General features: G+C 46.3%; 24 protein-coding genes. 22 read left to right on the top strand and 2 right to left on the bottom strand.

Features of this window, described 5'->3' with window-relative positions:
* Positions 1 to 9: 9 nt before the first annotated feature.
* The 20 genes from rplO (at position 10) to RBB45_RS22705 (ending at position 14,190) form a co-directional block, all read left to right on the top strand.
* Positions 10 to 450, top strand: coding sequence for a 50S ribosomal protein L15 (gene rplO / locus RBB45_RS22610; protein ID WP_022543220.1), 441 nt, complete (start codon positions 10 to 12; stop codon positions 448 to 450).
* On the top strand, positions 450 to 1,745 hold the full coding sequence (gene secY / locus RBB45_RS22615; RefSeq protein WP_009791309.1) for a preprotein translocase subunit SecY: 1,296 nt from the start codon (positions 450 to 452) through the stop codon (positions 1,743 to 1,745). The genes rplO and secY overlap by 1 nt, the downstream gene beginning before the upstream one ends.
* Positions 1,746 to 1,804: 59 nt before the next feature.
* Complete coding sequence (locus tag RBB45_RS22620; protein ID WP_094769453.1) at positions 1,805 to 2,455, top strand: adenylate kinase; 651 nt, start codon at positions 1,805 to 1,807, stop codon at positions 2,453 to 2,455.
* The gene (gene map / locus RBB45_RS22625) at positions 2,455 to 3,201 is read left to right on the top strand and encodes a type I methionyl aminopeptidase (protein WP_009791307.1); all 747 of its coding nucleotides are present in this window, start codon (positions 2,455 to 2,457) and stop codon (positions 3,199 to 3,201) included. The genes RBB45_RS22620 and map overlap by 1 nt, the downstream gene beginning before the upstream one ends.
* 11 nt (positions 3,202 to 3,212) lie before the next feature.
* Positions 3,213 to 3,500 carry a KOW domain-containing RNA-binding protein gene (locus tag RBB45_RS22630; RefSeq protein WP_224952345.1) on the top strand — a complete coding sequence of 96 codons (288 nt, stop codon included), beginning with the start codon at positions 3,213 to 3,215 and terminating at the stop codon, positions 3,498 to 3,500.
* Between the two features lie 50 nt (positions 3,501 to 3,550).
* Complete coding sequence (gene infA, locus RBB45_RS22635) at positions 3,551 to 3,769, top strand: translation initiation factor IF-1 (RefSeq protein ID WP_009791305.1); 219 nt, start codon at positions 3,551 to 3,553, stop codon at positions 3,767 to 3,769.
* Between the two features lie 37 nt (positions 3,770 to 3,806).
* Positions 3,807 to 3,920, top strand: coding sequence for a 50S ribosomal protein L36 (rpmJ, locus tag RBB45_RS22640; protein ID WP_000868344.1), 114 nt, complete (start codon positions 3,807 to 3,809; stop codon positions 3,918 to 3,920).
* A 21-nt stretch (positions 3,921 to 3,941) separates the two neighbouring features.
* Complete coding sequence (gene rpsM, locus RBB45_RS22645; protein WP_009791304.1) at positions 3,942 to 4,307, top strand: 30S ribosomal protein S13; 366 nt, start codon at positions 3,942 to 3,944, stop codon at positions 4,305 to 4,307.
* Between the two features lie 22 nt (positions 4,308 to 4,329).
* Positions 4,330 to 4,719, top strand: a complete 390-nt coding sequence (gene rpsK, locus RBB45_RS22650; RefSeq protein ID WP_009791303.1) for a 30S ribosomal protein S11 — start codon at positions 4,330 to 4,332, stop codon at positions 4,717 to 4,719.
* 171 nt (positions 4,720 to 4,890) lie between these two features.
* Positions 4,891 to 5,835, top strand: coding sequence for a DNA-directed RNA polymerase subunit alpha (locus tag RBB45_RS22655; protein ID WP_009791301.1), 945 nt, complete (start codon positions 4,891 to 4,893; stop codon positions 5,833 to 5,835).
* 65 nt (positions 5,836 to 5,900) lie between these two features.
* Positions 5,901 to 6,263 carry a 50S ribosomal protein L17 gene (gene rplQ / locus RBB45_RS22660; RefSeq protein WP_009791300.1) on the top strand — a complete coding sequence of 121 codons (363 nt, stop codon included), beginning with the start codon at positions 5,901 to 5,903 and terminating at the stop codon, positions 6,261 to 6,263.
* A 586-nt stretch (positions 6,264 to 6,849) separates the two neighbouring features.
* A complete protein-coding gene (locus tag RBB45_RS22665; RefSeq protein ID WP_101552833.1) occupies positions 6,850 to 7,689 on the top strand; it encodes an energy-coupling factor ABC transporter ATP-binding protein in 840 nt (279 codons plus the stop codon).
* The gene (locus RBB45_RS22670) at positions 7,665 to 8,534 is read left to right on the top strand and encodes an energy-coupling factor ABC transporter ATP-binding protein (RefSeq protein WP_306010391.1); all 870 of its coding nucleotides are present in this window, start codon (positions 7,665 to 7,667) and stop codon (positions 8,532 to 8,534) included. Before RBB45_RS22665 ends, RBB45_RS22670 begins: the two co-directional genes overlap by 25 nt.
* Complete coding sequence (locus tag RBB45_RS22675; protein ID WP_009791295.1) at positions 8,531 to 9,328, top strand: energy-coupling factor transporter transmembrane component T family protein; 798 nt, start codon at positions 8,531 to 8,533, stop codon at positions 9,326 to 9,328. The genes RBB45_RS22670 and RBB45_RS22675 overlap by 4 nt, the downstream gene beginning before the upstream one ends.
* 12 nt (positions 9,329 to 9,340) lie before the next feature.
* Positions 9,341 to 10,078 carry a tRNA pseudouridine(38-40) synthase TruA gene (gene truA, locus RBB45_RS22680; RefSeq protein WP_009791294.1) on the top strand — a complete coding sequence of 246 codons (738 nt, stop codon included), beginning with the start codon at positions 9,341 to 9,343 and terminating at the stop codon, positions 10,076 to 10,078.
* A 193-nt stretch (positions 10,079 to 10,271) separates the two neighbouring features.
* Positions 10,272 to 10,706, top strand: a complete 435-nt coding sequence (gene rplM, locus RBB45_RS22685) for a 50S ribosomal protein L13 (protein ID WP_009791293.1) — start codon at positions 10,272 to 10,274, stop codon at positions 10,704 to 10,706.
* A 22-nt stretch (positions 10,707 to 10,728) separates the two neighbouring features.
* The gene (gene rpsI / locus RBB45_RS22690; RefSeq protein ID WP_009791292.1) at positions 10,729 to 11,121 is read left to right on the top strand and encodes a 30S ribosomal protein S9; all 393 of its coding nucleotides are present in this window, start codon (positions 10,729 to 10,731) and stop codon (positions 11,119 to 11,121) included.
* A gap of 189 nt (positions 11,122 to 11,310) precedes the next feature.
* Positions 11,311 to 11,754, top strand: a complete 444-nt coding sequence (locus RBB45_RS22695; RefSeq protein ID WP_022543221.1) for a YbaK family protein — start codon at positions 11,311 to 11,313, stop codon at positions 11,752 to 11,754.
* A 77-nt stretch (positions 11,755 to 11,831) separates the two neighbouring features.
* The gene (gene cwlD, locus RBB45_RS22700; protein WP_101552830.1) at positions 11,832 to 12,551 is read left to right on the top strand and encodes an N-acetylmuramoyl-L-alanine amidase CwlD; all 720 of its coding nucleotides are present in this window, start codon (positions 11,832 to 11,834) and stop codon (positions 12,549 to 12,551) included.
* 592 nt (positions 12,552 to 13,143) lie between these two features.
* The gene (locus RBB45_RS22705) at positions 13,144 to 14,190 is read left to right on the top strand and encodes a P-loop NTPase (protein WP_009791289.1); all 1,047 of its coding nucleotides are present in this window, start codon (positions 13,144 to 13,146) and stop codon (positions 14,188 to 14,190) included.
* Positions 14,191 to 14,244: 54 nt separating this feature from the next.
* On the opposite strand, the gene gerD is transcribed toward RBB45_RS22705, so the two are convergent.
* Positions 14,245 to 14,877, bottom strand: a complete 633-nt coding sequence (gene gerD / locus RBB45_RS22710) for a spore germination lipoprotein GerD (protein WP_009791288.1) — start codon at positions 14,875 to 14,877, stop codon at positions 14,245 to 14,247.
* A 151-nt stretch (positions 14,878 to 15,028) separates the two neighbouring features.
* On the opposite strand from gerD, the gene RBB45_RS22715 reads away from it, so the two are divergent.
* Complete coding sequence (locus RBB45_RS22715; RefSeq protein ID WP_022543223.1) at positions 15,029 to 15,655, top strand: KinB-signaling pathway activation protein; 627 nt, start codon at positions 15,029 to 15,031, stop codon at positions 15,653 to 15,655.
* Positions 15,656 to 15,709: 54 nt separating this feature from the next.
* On the opposite strand, the gene pdaB is transcribed toward RBB45_RS22715, so the two are convergent.
* Positions 15,710 to 16,462 (bottom strand): polysaccharide deacetylase family sporulation protein PdaB, encoded by a 753-nt coding sequence (gene pdaB, locus RBB45_RS22720; RefSeq protein ID WP_094769459.1) that lies wholly within the window; start codon positions 16,460 to 16,462, stop codon positions 15,710 to 15,712.
* A gap of 168 nt (positions 16,463 to 16,630) precedes the next feature.
* On the opposite strand from pdaB, the gene RBB45_RS22725 reads away from it, so the two are divergent.
* Positions 16,631 to 16,855 carry a hypothetical protein gene (locus RBB45_RS22725; protein ID WP_009791285.1) on the top strand — a complete coding sequence of 75 codons (225 nt, stop codon included), beginning with the start codon at positions 16,631 to 16,633 and terminating at the stop codon, positions 16,853 to 16,855.
* Positions 16,856 to 17,075: the final 220 nt, after the last annotated feature.

The following is a 17,075-nucleotide window of genomic DNA, read 5'->3' on the forward strand; positions in this document are numbered from 1 at the left end:
GGTGCCAAAATGAAACTTCATGAATTAAAACCTGCAGAGGGTTCTCGTCAAGAACGCAAGCGCAAAGGTCGCGGTATCGGTTCAGGCAATGGTAAAACTGCTGGTAAAGGTCATAAAGGTCAAAACGCACGTTCAGGCGGCGGTGTACGTCTTGGTTTCGAAGGTGGTCAAACACCTTTATTCCGACGCTTGCCTAAGCGCGGTTTCACAAACATCAACCGCAAAGAATATGCAGTTGTTAACCTTGATGCACTTAACCGTTTTGAAGACGGAACAGAAGTTACACCAGAACTTCTTATCGAAACAGGAGTCGTAAGCAACGAAAAAGCAGGAGTGAAAGTTCTTGCTAAAGGCAAAGTAGAGAAAAAGCTTACTGTTAAAGCTCATAAATTCTCCTCTGCTGCAAAGGAAGCTATTGAAGCTGCCGGCGGTCAAACAGAGGTGATCTAATGTTTCAGACAATCTCCAATTTTATGCGCGTGGGTGATATAAGACGAAAGATCCTATTCACCCTTTTAATGCTGATCATATTCCGCATCGGTACATTCATTCCTGTACCGCATGTGAATGCTGATCTGTTAAAAGCACAGGATGACTTGAGTGTATTTGGAATCCTGAATACATTCGGCGGAGGAGCGCTTCTCAACTTCTCTATCCTTGCAATGGGAATCATGCCGTATATTACGGCTTCGATCATCATTCAGCTATTGCAGATGGACGTAGTCCCGAAGTTTACTGAATGGTCAAAGCAAGGGGAAGTGGGACGCCGTAAGCTGGCTCAATTCACCCGTTACTTTACAATCGTGCTTGGTTTCATCCAGGCGCTGGGTATGTCCTACGGCTTTAATAACATGGCTGGCGGCATGCTGATTGAAAATCCGGGCATCGGAACTTACCTTCTGATTGCCACTGTACTGACAGCAGGAACAGCCTTCTTAATGTGGCTTGGAGAGCAGATCACATCTAAAGGTGTCGGAAACGGCATTTCCATCATCATATTTGCTGGTATCGTAGCGGCCATACCTTCCACGGTCAACCAGATTTACGCCCAGAAAATTGAAGATGCTGGTGAGCAGCTTTTCCTTAGCATTGTTACAGTAGTCCTGATCCTGGTTGCAGTCATTGCGATCATTGTTGGAACGATCTTCATCCAGCAGGCATTAAGGAAAATTCCGATCCAATACGCTAAGCGTATGGCCACAGGAGGCAATCCTGCGGGCGGACAATCAACTCATTTGCCTTTAAAGGTGAATGCTGCCGGAGTTATTCCAGTCATCTTTGCAGTCTCGTTCATCGTAACGCCAAGAACGATTGCTTCTTTCTTCGAGCAGAACGATGTGACGATGTGGATTCAAAGAGTGTTCGACTATACCCACCCAATTGGTATGATCGTGTATAGTGCATTGATCATTGCCTTTACGTATTTCTATGCTTTTATCCAGGTTAATCCGGAGCAGGTTGCCGACAACTTGAAAAAGCAAGGCGGCTATATCCCGGGTATACGCCCAGGTAAAAACACTCAGGAATATCTGACTCGTGTCTTATATCGTTTGACATTTGTCGGTGCGCTTTTCTTGACTGCCATTGCGATCCTTCCGGTTTTCTTCATCAATTTCGCCGGACTGCCGCAATCAGCCCAGATTGGCGGAACAAGCCTTCTGATTGTTGTGGGTGTTGCGCTCGAAACAATGAAGCAGCTTGAAGCCCAAATGGTTAAGCGTCACTATAAAGGTTTCATAAAATAATTCGGTTTTGGGAACTTTTAGTTCCCATTAACCTTATTAGAGACTGAGGGGGAAATCTTGTGAATTTAGTATTGATGGGGCTCCCAGGTGCCGGCAAAGGTACGCAAGCCGAGAAAATTGTCGAGAAGTACGGCATCCCTCATATCTCAACAGGAGATATGTTTCGTGCAGCTATAAAAGAAGGCACGGAACTAGGTTTAGAAGCTAAATCTTTCATGGATAAAGGCGAGCTTGTCCCTGACCAGGTGACAATCGGCATAGTCCGCGAAAGGTTAAGCAAGGAAGATTGCAATAAAGGCTTTTTGCTTGATGGCTTCCCAAGAACGGTTGCCCAGGCTGATGCCCTTGAAGACATTCTTTCAGAACTGGATAAAAAGATTGATTATGTCATCAACATTGATGTTGATCAAAGCATTTTAATGGAGCGCCTGACTGGCAGACGCATCTGCAAGAACTGCGGGGCAACTTACCACTTGGTATTCAATCCCCCGGCAAAGGCAGACGAATGCGACCGGTGCGGCGGCGAACTTTATCAGCGTGCTGATGATAACGCCGAAACTGTTAAAAACAGACTTGATGTCAACATTAAGCAGACTAAGCCTCTTCTTGATTTCTATGAAACAAAAGGGTACCTGCGCAATATTGATGGCCAGCAGGAAATTTCCAAGGTGTTCACTGATCTTGATGCGCTCCTCGGAGGCCTGCGTTAATGATCATCTGTAAAACACCGCGTGAAATTGAAATCATGCGTGAAGCCGGGCGTATTGTTGCCCTGACTCACCAGGAGCTGCAGAAGCATGTTGCACCGGGCATTACAACCGGAGAGCTGGATACAATTGCCGAGGCGTTTATACGTAAACATGATGCAATTCCATCTTTTAAAGGTTATAATGGTTTCCGTGGCAGCATCTGTGCATCTGTGAACAATGAACTTGTGCACGGGATTCCCGGGGATCGGGTGCTTAACGAAGGCGACATTATCAGCATCGATATAGGTGCTGAATATAATGGCTACCATGGCGATTCCGCCTGGACCTACCCTGTAGGCACTGTTGACAGACAAGTCCGGCAACTGCTGGATGTCACAGAGCAGTCATTGTATGAAGGGCTTAAAGAGTCAAAGCCGGATGTACGTTTATCGAACATCTCTCATGCGATTCAGACGTATGCGGAAGCAAACGGTTTTTCCATTGTGCGTGAGTATGTTGGCCACGGAATCGGGCAAGACTTACATGAGGAACCGCAAATCCCTCACTACGGTCCGCCTAATAAAGGGCCGGTGCTTAAGCCGGGGATGGTACTGTGCATCGAGCCGATGGTCAATGCCGGAAGCAGGTATGTAAGAACCTTGGCTGATGACTGGACAGTCGTTACAGTGGACGGCAGCATGTGTGCGCATTTTGAACATACCATTGCCATTACTGAAACAGGCTATGAAATCCTCACTAAAGCTTGATGTGCAGGTGATTGCATAGGCTCATTCTGAAAATGGTCTGCGGCCCTGACAAGATCAATTTGATCTCTGGTCAAATTGTTTTGATTAAAAATGGGCGGGATGACGGCGAATATGATATAATTATAAGGTTGATAGATGGACGGTTTGTCTCAATAGCCGAAGGGGCCAGACGAAAGTCAGGCAATCCGCTGCTGAAGAGCGTCCGGCATCTGGAGCTGACTGATTATGTTTCTCCGGAAATCGAGTGCAGCATAAATGAAACCGGCCGTGCAATGAAGGGAAAATTACGTTTTGCGTAAGCAGCGTATGAATAGGTGAGATTCTGAAAAGAAGAAGGGAGACATGTTCGATGGCGAAAGACGATGTAATCGAAATAGAAGGCACAGTTATTGAAACTTTGCCAAATGCTATGTTTAAGGTAGAATTGGAAAACGGTCATACTGTTTTGGCTCATGTTTCCGGCAAGATCCGCATGCACTTCATCCGCATCCTGCCAGGAGATAAAGTAACAGTTGAGCTTTCACCATATGACTTGACTCGCGGAAGAATCACTTACCGCTTCAAATAGACTGATTGCACTCCGTAATATCAAGGAGGTTAGGATAATGAAAGTAAGACCATCAGTTAAGCCGATCTGCGAAAAGTGCAAAGTTATCCGCAGACGTGGTAAAGTTATGGTTATCTGTGAAAACCCTAAGCATAAACAAAAACAAGGCTAATAACAAGGAGGTGCGCATAGAATGGCACGTATTGCTGGTGTAGATATTCCACGTGAAAAACGTGTAGTAATCTCATTGACTTACATTTATGGTATCGGTAAAAATACTGCTCAAAAGGTTTTGGCTGAAGCTGGTGTTTCTGAAGACACTCGCGTTCGCGACCTTACAGAAGATGAGCTTAACAAAATCCGTGAAGTAATCGACAGACTCAAAGTTGAAGGTGACCTTCGCCGTGAAGTTTCACTCAACATCAAGCGTCTTATGGAAATCGGTTCTTACCGCGGTCTTCGTCACCGTCGTGGCCTTCCTGTACGCGGACAGAACACTAAGAACAATGCCCGTACACGTAAAGGTCCTCGTAAGACTGTAGCTAACAAGAAGAAATAATCGGTAAAGGAGGTAATATACAATGGCTCGTAAAACTAATACACGCAAACGCCGTGTTAAAAAGAATATTGAAAGTGGTATCGCCCACATCCGTTCAACATTCAATAACACTATCGTAACAATCACAGACGTTCATGGTAACGCTCTTTCTTGGTCAAGTGCTGGAGCTCTTGGATTCAGAGGTTCTCGTAAATCTACTCCATTTGCTGCTCAAATGGCTGCTGAAACTGCAGCGAAGACATCTATGGAACATGGTATGAAAACTCTTGAAGTTACTGTTAAAGGACCTGGTGCAGGACGTGAAGCTGCCATTCGTGCCCTTCAGGCTGCTGGTCTAGAAGTAACGGCTATCAGAGATGTTACTCCGGTTCCTCATAACGGATGCCGCCCGCCAAAACGTCGCCGCGTATAATTTTTTCTGTATAGAATTTGTATCCTTGTCTATAATGGGTTATGATACAATTTTCCGTTATACAGAAACTTTATTCCAGTTGTTGTGCACAAACGGGAACGTATACATGGGGGAATTTCGGCAGGCAGAAGCTAGCCGGGGTTTCGACGTTTTGAAGGAGGGTATATTTTGATGATCGAAATAGAAAAACCAAAAATCGAAACGGTTGAGATCAGCGATGATGCCAAGTATGGAAAGTTCGTCGTAGAGCCGCTTGAGCGTGGGTATGGTACTACTTTGGGTAACTCCTTACGTCGTATCCTTTTATCCTCACTCCCTGGTGCCGCTGTCACATCTATTCAAATTGATGGGGTACTTCATGAGTTCTCAACAATTGAAGGCGTCGTAGAAGATGTAACATCTGTAATCTTAAATATTAAAAAACTGGCTCTTAAAATCTATTCTGATGATGAAAAGACGCTGGAAATTGATATTCAAGGTGAAGGTGCGGTTACTGCAGCTGACGTAACGCATGACAGTGATGTCGAGATCCTCAATCCGGATCTTCATATTGCTACCCTTGGGTCCAATGGGCACTTGCGCATGCGCTTGACTGCCAAAAGAGGACGCGGTTATACACCAGCTGATCAAAACAAGCGAGAAGATCAACCAATCGGTGTCATTCCTATCGATTCCATCTACACTCCAGTATCGCGTATTTCCTACCAGGTAGAAAATACACGCGTCGGGCAAATGACTAACTATGATAAGTTAACATTCGATGTTTGGACTGATGGAAGCACTGGTCCACAAGATGCGGTTGCTCTTGGAGCGAAGATTTTAACTGAGCATTTGAATATCTTTGTCGGCCTTACTGACGAAGCGCAAAATGCTGAAATCATGGTTGAGAAAGAAGAGGACCAAAAGGAAAAAGTTCTTGAAATGACCATTGAAGAACTCGATCTTTCAGTCCGTTCATATAACTGCTTAAAGCGCGCAGGCATCAATACTGTTCAGGAATTGGCCAACAAAACCGAAGAGGATATGATGAAAGTCCGCAACCTTGGCAGAAAATCTCTTGAAGAGGTAAAACATAAATTAGAAGAGCTGGGATTAGGCTTACGCAAGGATGACTGATCTTAGGATCTATCACTCTTAGGTCTATCACCGACTGATCACTTCAACAAAGGAGGGAAACTTTCATGGGATACAGAAAGTTAGGACGCACTAGTGCTCAACGTAAAGCTATGCTACGTGACTTAGCTACAGACTTAATCATCAGTGAGCGCATCGAAACAACTGAAGCTCGTGCGAAAGAGCTGCGTTCAGTTGTTGAGAAAATGATCACTTTAGGCAAGCGCGGAGACCTGCATGCTCGCCGTCAAGCAGCTGCATTCATTCGCAATGAGGTAGCTAATGCTGAGACAAACCAAGATGCAGTACAAAAGTTATTCAGCGACATCGCAACTCGTTATGAAGAGCGCCAAGGTGGATACACTCGAATCATGAAGCTTGGGCCTCGTCGTGGAGACGGAGCACCAATGGTTATCATCGAGTTAGTATAATTGCTGCAGCAGACAACAAGGGCGCTGGACAGTTTATCATGAACTTGTTCTTTGCCCTTTTTCTGTAAAAGGCTTATCTTCCATTTTCTTCATAAGCCTTATATTCAAGCCAAACAAGAGCGTTACGATGAGCAAGATTCCGCTGCGCCTGAATCTCGGGCCTCTCAGTGCAAGTTCCATACTGACGGATGCAGTATACGCATCCCGGACTTGTCTCGTCTAGCTCATGCACCTCTTCCGGAACTGTTTTATGCGCACAGAATGTAAATATTCTGCAGCCGGAATGAGGTGCAGGCTTTTTTATAAGTTTCAGGTTTTTTGGCAGAGAGCACAGATTAGAGAGGCAGCTAAAGCGATTATTGAGCTTTGATGCAATTAACGACACAAGCGCATATGTGCCGGCAGCCATCTGACTTCAGCTAATAATTCAATGTCTTCTGCAAATCAGGCTCGCCAAAAGGCGAGTTATTTTTATTTCCGGGAGATAATGATGTAATGCCTCATCCCACTTTAAAATGACAGGCGCTGAAGCAGTGAAGTCAAGGCTGTTTATGCAGCTGCAAGAAGAGCAGAGAGGAGGATCCCTATGTCAAATCCACTTGTTCAATTAGAAAACATTTCTTTTCAATATGATGCCGGCAGCCAGTATGCCTTAAGAAACGTTTCCTTTAACATACAGGAAGGGGAATGGCTTGCCATTGTCGGCCACAACGGATCAGGCAAGTCTACATTGGCCAAGCTCTTAAATGGGCTGCAGTATGCCCAGGAAGGCAGGATCCTGGTGAAGGGGACTGAACTGACAGAAGAGACCGTCTGGGACGTCAGAAGGGCTGTAGGGATGGTGTTCCAGAATCCCGATAACCAGTTTGTCGGAACAACGGTGCAGGATGATGTGGCTTTTGGTTTAGAAAACAATGGAGTCCCGCAGGAAGAGATGAAAGAAAGAGTGAGTTCCTCATTAGAGATGGTCAATATGGGCCAATTTCTAGATCAAGAGCCGCACCATCTTTCAGGCGGCCAGAAACAAAGAGTCGCCATTGCAGGGGTTATCGCCCTGCGGCCGTCGCTGATCATACTGGATGAAGCTACAAGCATGCTGGACCCCCGCGGAAGAGAAGAGGTTCTGCAGACGGTAAGAGAGTTAAAGAGCGAGCACAGGATGACGGTTATCTCCATCACCCATGATCTTGAAGAAGCGGCCAAGGCAGATCGGATCATCGTCATGAACCAGGGGCAATTATACAGGGAAGGCACACCGGAGGAAATTTTCCAGATGGATGAGGAGCTCGTAAAGCTCGGCCTGGACATTCCATTCCCGGTAAAAATGAGCAAGGCACTGCGTGAAAAAGGGCTGGCCATCCCAAAATTTTATTTAACAGAAGAAGAGTTGGTGGAAAAGCTATGGACATCTCACTCCAAAATGTAGAGCATAGATACCAGATAAACACACCATTTGAGCGGCTGGCCATCCAGGATGTATCAATTGATATCCCATCAGGCACATATCTCGCCCTAATCGGCCATACCGGTTCAGGCAAGTCTACTGTCCTTCAGCATTTGAATGCCCTGTTAAAGCCGACAAAAGGCAGTGTCAAAATAGGGGACAGGGAAATTACTGCAGGGAAAAAGGAGAAAAACCTAAAGGCGGTCCGCCAAAAGGTCGGGATTGTCTTTCAGTTCCCAGAGCACCAGCTTTTCGAAGAAACAGTCGAAAAGGATATCTGCTTCGGCCCGATGAATTTTGGCGTCAGTGAGGCCGAGGCTAAGGAAAGGGCAAGAAAGGCAATCATTCAGGTCGGCTTGACCGAGTCGGTTCTTGAGAAGTCTCCTTTTGATCTATCCGGTGGCCAAATGCGGAGAGTGGCCATTGCCGGTGTGCTTGCCATGAACCCTGATGTAATCGTTTTGGATGAACCGACAGCTGGCCTGGACCCGCGCGGGCGGAAAGAGATCATGGAGATGTTCTATTCGCTCCATAAGGAAAGAGGCCTTTCCACTATCCTGGTGACCCACAGCATGGAGGACGCTGCCGCCTACGCCGATCAGATTGTGATCATGCATAAAGGCGAGGTATACAGAAAAGGCGTTCCGGTAGAAATCTTTGCGGATCCGGCAGGACTTCTTGAGCTCGGCCTGGATGTACCGGAGATTGTAAAATTTCAGCAGAAGTTCGAGAAGGCATTCGGATTGAAGCTCGGAATGACCTGCCTGACGATGGAGCAGCTGACAGATGCGATAGCAGGCGCAGTGAAGCGGGGTGAGGCCAAATGATGGAGAAAATGATTTTTGGCCGCTATGTGCCTGCTGACTCCGTCCTTCACCGGATGGACCCCCGTGCGAAGCTTGCCATTATCTTTTTATTTGTTTGTGTCGTCTTTTTAGCCAATAATATCCTGACTTATGCCATTCTCACTGTCTACACGCTGATGATGGTCCGTTCATCCAGGGTCCCTGCGAGGTTCATTTATATGGGGCTGCGGCCGGTGCTGTGGCTTGTGCTTTTCACCCTGCTGCTGCATGTATTCATGACAAAGGGCGGAGAGGTCATCCTCGACCTTGGCTGGCTGAAAATTTATGAAGAAGGCCTGAAGCAGGGTCTGTTCATCTCTATGCGCTTTTTCCTGCTGATCATGATGACGTCGCTATTAACCCTGACAACGACCCCCATTGAAATTACCGATGGGCTGGAAAGCCTGCTGGGTCCTTTGAACAAGGTGAAGTTCCCTGTACATGAGCTGGCTCTGATGATGTCGATTTCGCTTCGCTTCATCCCGACCCTCATGCAGGAAACAGATAAGATCATGAAGGCGCAGACTGCCAGGGGAGTCGATTTTTCAGGCGGACCGATCAAGGACCGTGTAAAGTCGATCATTCCGCTGCTGATCCCTTTATTCGTCAGCTCGTTCAAACGCGCTGAGGAGCTCGCCACCGCTATGGAGGCAAGAGGCTACCGCGGAGGGGAAGGCAGAACGAAATACCGGCAGCTGAACTGGAGCACAAGGGACACCCTTATGCTGCTCCTGCTCCTGGCAGTTGCGGCACTGCTTGCTGTATTCCGCACATAATGGGGTGTAAAAATGCAAAGATTCAAATGCAAGATTGCCTATGACGGCTCACAGTTCTCCGGATACCAGGTGCAGCCGGGAAAGCGGACTGTGCAGCTTGAAGTGGAAAGGGCACTGGCCAAAATCCATAAAGGAAACCCGGTGAAGATCTTTGCCTCAGGCAGGACAGACGCCGGGGTGCATGCGAGAGGGCAGGTCATCCACTTTGACTCGCCGCTCGCCATTCCTGAGGACAGATGGGTGACAGCCCTGAACTCCCTCTTGCCGAAGGACATCGCTGTGGAGAGCACTGAGAAGGCCGCTGAAGGCTTTCATGCCCGCTTTGATGCATGCGGGAAAGAATATCGCTACTTTATTTACAGAGGGAAAATTCGAAGCCCGTTTGAGCGGCACTATAGCTATCACTATCCTCACCCCCTTGATATCCGAGCGATGAGGGAAGCTGCGGAACATCTTCTCGGCACCCATGACTTCTCAAGCTTCTGCGCCTCCAGGACAGATGTGGAGGACAAAGTAAGGGAAATCCGGAAGGTTCATGTCGAGGAGGCAGGGGAGATGCTGGAGCTCCATTTTACGGGCAGCGGCTTCTTATATAATATGGTCCGCATCCTGACGGGCACGCTCCTCGAAGCAGGAGCAGGAACGAGAGATCCGGGGAGCTTCCCGGAAGTCATTTCAGGCAGGGACAGGAGCCTGGCTGGCAAGACAGCTCCTGCCGAGGGGTTGTATCTATGGAAGGTATTCTATTAAAGGGAAAAAGGAAAAAATTATTTTTTTCAAAACAACTAAACCTGGCGTAACATTCCCTTGACATTGTACTATATAGGATATATCATAATATGGTATGTATTTTAACCCCACAAATAAGCCCCGGAACTTATCTGTGTGATAATATACGAAATCAAAGAACATGAATATGATTGATTATTTAGGAGGGAAACCCATGCGTACGTTTATGGCTAACGCAAACAATATCGAGCGTAAATGGTATGTTGTTGACGCTGAAGGCAAGACTCTAGGTCGCCTTGCAAGTGAAGTAGCAGCAGTCCTGCGCGGCAAAAATAAACCAACTTTCACACCGCACGTTGACACTGGTGACAATGTGATCATCATCAACGCTGAGAAAATCGAACTGACTGGTAAGAAGCTTACTGACAAGATCTATTACCGTCACACAATGCACCCAGGCGGTCTTAAAACAAGAACTGCTCTTGAGATGCGTACAAACTACCCTGTGAAAATGCTTGAGCTTGCTATCAAAGGCATGCTTCCAAAGAATTCACTTGGCCGTCAAATGTTCAAAAAATTACACGTATATGCTGGCAGCGAACATCCGCACCAAGCACAACAACCTGAAGTTTACGAACTTCGTGGATAATTTTTAAAGGGAGGTTATTATCTTGGCACAAGTTCAATATATCGGTACTGGTCGTCGTAAAAGCTCCGTTGCCCGTGTTCGTTTAGTTCCTGGCGATGGCAAAATCATCATCAATGGTCGTGAGATCGAAAGCTACATCCCATTCGCAGCTTTGCGTGAAGTAGTTAAGCAGCCGCTTGTTGCTACTGAAACACTAAACAGCTACGATATCCTGGTAAACGTTAATGGCGGTGGATACACTGGCCAAGCTGGCGCAATCCGTCACGGCATCGCTCGTGCATTGCTTCAAGCTGATCCAGAATTCCGTCCAACATTAAAGCGCGCTGGACTATTGACTCGTGACGCACGTATGAAAGAGCGTAAGAAATACGGTCTTAAAGGTGCTCGTCGTGCTCCTCAGTTCTCAAAGCGTTAATCATTACTCTATCAAAGGCTCCCAGGCTTACGTCTGGGGGTCTTTTTTGCTGTCTTTGCAAAGATTCACCAATAGCTTTTGAAAAATGGGTGGCCTTCATCCGCTTTATTCTCTGTCAAAATTGCCAGTGCTTTCTTGAATGACACCCATTGGGCGGATGAAGACTATCTTTAAGGGGTGAAGAAAGCTATGAGTGTGATTACAACCTTTACAGATAAACAGCGTGAAAAGCAGATCAAATATGAAAAAACGGTCCTAAAGGACATTTCGATAAAATCTCTGAAGGAAAGTGTGAAAGGGCATTTTGGAAGTATAAGGTTTACGTCGGGGCTCCTGATGAATACAGGAGTGGAGGAGGCCTGTTATGATGTCGCAATCGAAGCCTACCTCCTTGGGGCCCACTTCAGCCGGTTCGGCTATTATGGAGAAGGCGTTGAACAGGTCCTCGAAAGATGCAGGAGCGAGGAAAAGCATTTTGTTGATACGCTCTATAATTTCCTTCTTTACTGGGGGAGCGGTGAAGAAGCGGCTGCGAACGAGTCACTGGCTGGCACCTGTGAGCATTATGTGCGCCATTGGTGGATGGAGGGCTTTCAAAAGGGCCAGCGGCGCCATAAGCTGAGACTTCATTGATCTCTTTAAAAATGTTCTAACCCCTTCCCTTGTCCCATATATATGAATGAGGACAAGCGGAGGGATGGGTTAGGACGATGAAGCGAAAATTGCAGATGGCTGCTTTTGCGGCCGGACTTATAATCTTATTTTTAATCTTTCGATACGATTTTCTCGAAAATAACTCCTGGAAGTCATGGAATTTGCCGCTCACAGGAGAAATCATCCTCCTGGATCCAGGACATGGCGGACCAGATGGCGGAGCCGGAGATTCAGATGCTTTAGAAAAGGATATCGCATTGAACGTCTCATTAAAGATCAGGGACTACCTGCAAGAGCAGGGAGCGCTTGTCATTATGACCAGGGAGGATGACCGTGACCTGGCTCCGGAGGGTACAAAGGGATACAGCAGGAGGAAGGTGGAGGACCTTAAGCAGCGGCTTAAGATGATTAATGAATCCGAGGCCGACTTTTTCCTGAGCATCCACCTGAATTCCATTCCATCTGCCCGCTGGAGCGGTGCACAGACCTTCTATGCCCCGCAGATTAAGGAAAATGCTGAAGCAGCCAAATTCATTCAGGATGAGCTGCGCAGAAACCTGGAGAACACAGAAAGAAGAGCCAAGCCGATCAGCCATGTGTATATCATGAAATACGCTAAAAAGCCTGGCGCACTGGTCGAAATCGGCTTCCTCTCCAATCCGGGAGAAAAAGCCAGGCTAAAAACAGATGACTACCAGGAAAAAGTGGCAGCCTCTATCTATAATGGAGTATTGCGCTATTTTACGAATGAAGAAGAGCTGGTGGAGCCAGAATAAAGGGGCATCCTGTGGGATGCTCTTTTTTTATAGAGAAAAATGAGACTGCGGAGGGTGTTGTTACTTTAACAGGCTGGCCAGGAGAGTTATGGGAGTTGGTGGTCGTGTACCGAGAGGGGGGATTGCATGACAGGCATGTGCCGGGCTAGGTATAAGAAGGTGGCTAATCGATGCAAGAGAGGGCTGGTGAGAGCAGGCTTATGTATAGAATGGGTCTCAACGATGCATGAGGGGCATGGCGAGCATTTGTGATGTATTGAATGTGCAAGGCAGGCTGCGTTCTATAGAAAATCCTCCACCCTGCTCCAGCTCCTTGCCCCTCGAGTCATAAGCCAAGAAAGAATCTGAGGCAAAGGGCAGCCTCATCTCCTTTCTCGTCTTACGCTTGTCGGGTCAGAACAGTCGCCTCCACATTTCGAATTGTCCAGCTCCGGCTCCTTGGTCCTCGAGTCATAAGAAAGAATCAAAGGCAAAGGGCGGCCTTTGCTTCTTTCCCGTCTTATGCTTGTTGGAACAGAACAGTCGCCTCCGCTTTTCGGGCTATGTTATACTATACTAAGTTTAAAACGACTTAAAGGGCAGGTGCATATAGATGTTGACAGAGCAAAGAGTGAGAGAGCTTTTGGGTGATGTGAAGGAACCGTTCATACATAAAACACTGGGTGAACTGAATGCGATCCAGGAAGTTAGTGTGAAGCCAGAGAAGAATCACGTGAGTGTGAAGATTGCTGTTGCGAAAACAGGGACAGCGGAACAGCTTCAGCTGCAGACGCAGATTGTGGAATTGCTTAAGAAGAATGGTGCAGACTCTGTGGGCCTTCGCTTTAGCGAGCTGCCTGCGGAGGAATTGGCCAAGCACCGTTCTCCGGAAAAAGAGGATAAAGGGCTTTTATCAGAAGACAGCAAAACCAAATTTATTGCGATCGCCAGCGGTAAAGGCGGTGTCGGAAAGTCCACTGTGTCAGTCAACCTTGCTGTATCATTGGCGCGCCTCGGAAAAAAGGTCGGACTGGTCGATGCAGATATCTATGGGTTCAGTGTTCCTGATATGATGGGCATCACAAAGCGCCCGGTTGTCAGGGAAGGGCGGATCATCCCGGTTGAACGCTTTGGGGTGAAAGTCATATCCATGGGCTTTTTTGTTGAAGATAATGCACCAATCATCTGGAGGGGGCCGATGCTTGGCAAAATGCTGAACAGCTTCTTCAATGAAGTGGATTGGGGCGAGCTGGATTATCTGCTGCTTGACCTTCCTCCTGGAACAGGGGATGTGGCGCTGGATCTTCATACGATGCTTCCTTCCTGCAAAGAGATCATCGTCACCACTCCGCATCCGACAGCAGCTTTTGTTGCTGCGCGCGCAGGTGCAATGGCGTTGAGAACCGAGCATGAAATTGTCGGTGTAATTGAAAACATGGCCTTCTTCGAAAGTAAGCTGACTGGCGAGAAAGAATATGTCTTTGGCCACGGCGGCGGGGATAAGCTTGCTGATGAGCTAAGAACAAATGTCTTAGGGCAGCTGCCTTTGGCGCAGCCGGACTGGAATGATGCAGACTTTGCGCCATCCATTTATGATAAAGATCACAGGCTTGGTAAAATCTATACAGACATTGCGGAAAAAGTCATTCAATCAGTATAAAAAAGTGCCTCAGGCGAATCTTCGCCTGAGGCATTTTTACAATGAGATAGAGGATCAGGAACCTCCGCCGCTGTCCCCGCCTTCTCCGCCGCCTCCGCCGCTTTCACCGGATCCGCCGCCTTCGCTTTCTTTGCCGCCGCTCTTCACTTCTTCTGTAGCCTTGATGATCATATCCTGTATCTTGGCTTTGTATATAGGGCTTTCGAAAGTCTCAGTCATCACCTTCTGGAGATGCTCCCTGTATTCGTTGCTTTTTAAAATGGTTGTGACTTCTTTCTCTAATTCAGGATCTTTCAGGACTTCCACCATCATTTTTCGATATTCGGGATCTTTCATCAGATCTTTTAAAAGCTTTTCATTTTCTTTTTCCATACTTTTTGCCATGCTTTCGGCAAATTTAGGATCCTCAAAAGATTTTTTCCAGAATTCAGTCCCTTTATCAGATGTTAAGGTCCTCTCAATCGTATCGGAAACCATTGCCTGGTCCATTACAAGCTGCTGTTTTAGCTTTTCGTCTCCCATCAATTCCTGCAGCGCCTTCTTGCCATCATCGGTCTTTAATATATCGACAATCATTTTCTTTGTCTGATCATAGTCCATTTGGCCGCTGCCTGATTCGGCAGCCTGGCCGCAGCCCGAAACGGCAAGGAGGAGGATAAGTGGGAGGAGCCGGAATATTTTGTACATGATTGAAAGCTCCTTTCAGGATTGTCCCTAACCTTAGAATGGTGATTTGGGGCAAATATTATTCGTTTGGCGAGTAATGCCTAGATTTTTCATACTTTGGTTGGTACAATCATATAGGTGAATGACTATCGCTATGGAGGCTTAATATATAATGACCAGCCGTAATTGGGTAAGGTTGTTTTTGTCCACTCTGCTTTTGGGTGCAATTGCAACCGGTATCACAGGATTTATTGTCAGGTGGGAAGAATATCAGCCGTTATTTGCTGATTTTGAAGTTCTTGAAATCATCTCTGTATTATTTTGGCTAGCAGGAGTGGGCTTGATTTTCAGCATCTTGAGCCAAATGGGCTTTTTCGCATATTTAACCGTACACCGGTTTGGATTAGGTATTTTCAGGTCTTTATGGAATGGCGTACAGGTTGTCCTTATATTATTCGCCTTATTCGACCTTGTATACTTAAGATACAGCAACTTTGCTGAAAACGGGGAAAGCTATGGACCTTATATTGCCCTGGCGCTAATCGTATTGGCAGCGGGGCTGGCGGCAGCATTCCTAAAGGCAAGGCAGACAAACAAAGGGGCATTCATCCCTGCACTGTTCTTCATGGTGGTGGTAACCAGTGTGGAGTGGACACCTGCACTGAGGGTAAATGAAGAAAGCTGGGTATATCTCATGCTTTTCCCTCTGCTTATCTGCAATGCCTATCAGCTTTTGATCCTGCATAAGCTGAATGAAAGCTCAATGAAAAAGAGGGAAGCCATCAAGGCTGCAAAATGATCCGGACATACAAAAAGGCGGGCCGCTGACTACAGGCCCGTCTTTTTTGCTGTATTATTTTATCTCATTTGATTTCGTGCTTGCGTTTGCCATCATTTCAGATACTGAAACCAGTTTTAGGCCTTTGTCTTTATAATTGCCTATAATGGCAGGGAGAGCTTTGGCCGTTTGTTTGGCCGAATCGGAGGCATGCAGGAGAATGATATCTCCTTTCCCGGCCTTGGCAGCATTTTCTGCAATCCTCTCAACGCCTGGATTAGTCCAATCTTTTGAGTCGATGCTCCAGTGTACAACCGTATAGCCCATCTTTTCTGCCACATTCAGTGTCTTTTGATCAAAATGGCCTGTTGGCGCCCTTACCAGCTTAATATCCTTTACATTCAGCTTCTTGAAAGCTTCCTGCCCTTTGGCAAGGTCCTGGCGGATTTTGCTTTCTTCCAGGTCTGTATAATCCTTATAATCATAGCCAAGCATTCCAATCTCATACCCTTCTTTAACAATGCGTGCAACCAGCTCCGGATGCCTCTCCGCCCAAGAACCGGATAAGAAGAAAGTTGCAGCCTTGACGTTTTGCTTCTTCAGAACATCGAGTATGGGTTCGGCTTTTTCATCACCCCAGCCTATGTTAAATGTCAGGGCAGCATCCTTCTCTCCTTTGTAAATCGCCTTTGGTCCATCATTTGCCGAGAAAACTGGCATGTGAATAATATTCTCCATATACAAAAACCAGGCAGTAAAGAAGGAGGCAATAATGATAAGCAGCCCCTGTTTAATGGCCTTTCCGTTTACCACATAAAAAAAGTTCATCCAATCACCTCGTCCACAAAGAATCCTTGTCTTATTTTTATGAACACAAAAAGCAAATATGACTTAAATGATTTTTCCGCCAAAATTTTGATTTATTTTCTGTTCGTTTCATAAAAAACAGGGTAATGGAAAATACTACAAAAACCTTAAAAGACAAGGAGCGATACAATGCTTGGAATGCTGATCAATGAAAGGGAATTGAAAGAGATGGAATACTTGATTAAAAGAGAGATGGATGAGATTCTCTTTGATCTGAAAGATGAACGGATTGACCATATAGTGAAAAGAGCAATGGGGGAAAGGTATAAGATTTTGTTTTCCCTGTTTAAGCGGATCGCCCCTGAGAATGAGTGCATTAAATATATGCCTGCGCCGCAGCTGAAGGAACTTTAATTTTTTTTGGATATATTGTTGACTTCTTAATATTATCTTGGTATATTAATAAGCGTCGCTGATGACGCAAAACAAACTTAAGAAAAGTTGTTGACAAGTTATCTGCGCTGTGTTAAATTAATAAAGTCGCTCCTGAGCGGCATAGATTGTTCTTTGAAAACTGAACGAACAAAAACGTCAACGTTAATCTTAATTTTTTATCAGAGCTAAATCTTACTCT

Source organism: Bacillus sp. MMSF_3328, assembly GCF_030733525.1.
GTDB classification, from domain to species: Bacteria; Bacillota; Bacilli; order Bacillales; family Cytobacillaceae; genus Bacillus_AB; species Bacillus_AB infantis.

Excerpts from the sequence above, each read along its gene's own strand:
- rplO (WP_022543220.1), top strand. The coding sequence starts at position 10 with ATGAAACTTCATGAATTAAAACCTGCAGAGGGTTCTCGTCAAGAACGC.
- RBB45_RS22670 (WP_306010391.1), top strand. The coding sequence starts at position 7,665 with ATGGACATCTCACTCCAAAATGTAGAGCATAGATACCAGATAAACACA.
- rplQ (WP_009791300.1), top strand. The coding sequence starts at position 5,901 with ATGGGATACAGAAAGTTAGGACGCACTAGTGCTCAACGTAAAGCTATG.
- RBB45_RS22725 (WP_009791285.1), top strand. The coding sequence starts at position 16,631 with ATGCTTGGAATGCTGATCAATGAAAGGGAATTGAAAGAGATGGAATAC.
- truA (WP_009791294.1), top strand. The coding sequence starts at position 9,341 with ATGCAAAGATTCAAATGCAAGATTGCCTATGACGGCTCACAGTTCTCC.
- secY (WP_009791309.1), top strand. The coding sequence starts at position 450 with ATGTTTCAGACAATCTCCAATTTTATGCGCGTGGGTGATATAAGACGA.
- infA (WP_009791305.1), top strand. The coding sequence starts at position 3,551 with ATGGCGAAAGACGATGTAATCGAAATAGAAGGCACAGTTATTGAAACT.
- pdaB (WP_094769459.1), bottom strand. The coding sequence starts at position 16,462 with ATGAACTTTTTTTATGTGGTAAACGGAAAGGCCATTAAACAGGGGCTG.
- gerD (WP_009791288.1), bottom strand. The coding sequence starts at position 14,877 with ATGTACAAAATATTCCGGCTCCTCCCACTTATCCTCCTCCTTGCCGTT.
- rpmJ (WP_000868344.1), top strand. The coding sequence starts at position 3,807 with ATGAAAGTAAGACCATCAGTTAAGCCGATCTGCGAAAAGTGCAAAGTT.
- RBB45_RS22675 (WP_009791295.1), top strand. The coding sequence starts at position 8,531 with ATGATGGAGAAAATGATTTTTGGCCGCTATGTGCCTGCTGACTCCGTC.
- RBB45_RS22705 (WP_009791289.1), top strand. The coding sequence starts at position 13,144 with ATGTTGACAGAGCAAAGAGTGAGAGAGCTTTTGGGTGATGTGAAGGAA.
- RBB45_RS22695 (WP_022543221.1), top strand. The coding sequence starts at position 11,311 with ATGAGTGTGATTACAACCTTTACAGATAAACAGCGTGAAAAGCAGATC.
- RBB45_RS22665 (WP_101552833.1), top strand. The coding sequence starts at position 6,850 with ATGTCAAATCCACTTGTTCAATTAGAAAACATTTCTTTTCAATATGAT.
- map (WP_009791307.1), top strand. The coding sequence starts at position 2,455 with ATGATCATCTGTAAAACACCGCGTGAAATTGAAATCATGCGTGAAGCC.
- RBB45_RS22655 (WP_009791301.1), top strand. The coding sequence starts at position 4,891 with ATGATCGAAATAGAAAAACCAAAAATCGAAACGGTTGAGATCAGCGAT.
- rpsK (WP_009791303.1), top strand. The coding sequence starts at position 4,330 with ATGGCTCGTAAAACTAATACACGCAAACGCCGTGTTAAAAAGAATATT.
- rplM (WP_009791293.1), top strand. The coding sequence starts at position 10,272 with ATGCGTACGTTTATGGCTAACGCAAACAATATCGAGCGTAAATGGTAT.
- RBB45_RS22715 (WP_022543223.1), top strand. The coding sequence starts at position 15,029 with ATGACCAGCCGTAATTGGGTAAGGTTGTTTTTGTCCACTCTGCTTTTG.
- cwlD (WP_101552830.1), top strand. The coding sequence starts at position 11,832 with ATGAAGCGAAAATTGCAGATGGCTGCTTTTGCGGCCGGACTTATAATC.
- rpsM (WP_009791304.1), top strand. The coding sequence starts at position 3,942 with ATGGCACGTATTGCTGGTGTAGATATTCCACGTGAAAAACGTGTAGTA.